The sequence below is a fragment of the Microvirga sp. KLBC 81 genome, assembly GCF_003075415.1.
GTDB lineage: Bacteria > Pseudomonadota > Alphaproteobacteria > Rhizobiales > Beijerinckiaceae > Microvirga.
In genome coordinates this window covers 1-656 of the sequence record NZ_QDAH01000308.1, presented here as the reverse complement: position 1 = coordinate 656, position 656 = coordinate 1, and the positions used below count along the sequence as shown (strand labels likewise).

Genomic DNA, 656 nt, shown 5'->3' with positions numbered 1-656 from the left:
ATGCCATGCAAACAGAGGAACTGACCGTGCTGGCGGACCGCGGCTATTAGGCGGGTGAGGAGATCCTGGCGTGTACGAGAGCCGGCATCACACCGATGGTGCCCAAGCCGCTGACTTCACCGGCCAAAGCCGAGGGCCGCTTCGGCAAACAGGACTTCGTCTATGAGCCGGACGATGATACCTACCGCTGCCCCGCCAACGAGAAGCTGACCCGGCGCTTTGCGTCGATCGAGAAGGGCATGATGATTCATGTCTACTGGACCACCCGGTGCGCGGACTGTGCCCTCAAGGCGCAGTGTACCACCGGCCGGGAGCGGCGGATCCGGCGCTGGGAGCATGAGGCGGTGCTGGACGCGATGGAGGAGCGGCTGCGGGCCCGACCCGAGGCCATGCTGGTTCGCAAAAGCACGGTCGAGCATGCCTTCGGCACATTCAAGGGCTGGATGGGAGCCACGCACTTCCTCACGAAAGGGCTGAAGACCACGGCAGCCGAGATGGCCCTGCACGTGCTGGCCTACAACCTGAAGCGGGTCATCGGCATCCTGGGCGTTCGGCCGCTCCTGGCCGGGATCAGGATGTGAGGGTCACACCGCATTCCGTCCGCACACCACCCCATTGGATCATCAAAGCGTGCCAATCAGCCTGTTTCCACACAG

Annotated in this window: 1 pseudogene; it reads left to right on the top strand. The window is 63.7% G+C overall.

The window, feature by feature from the left end:
* Positions 1–581, top strand: a pseudogene (locus DC522_RS33925) (transposase); the annotation flags it as partial.
* Between the last annotated feature and the right edge of the window lie 75 nt (positions 582–656).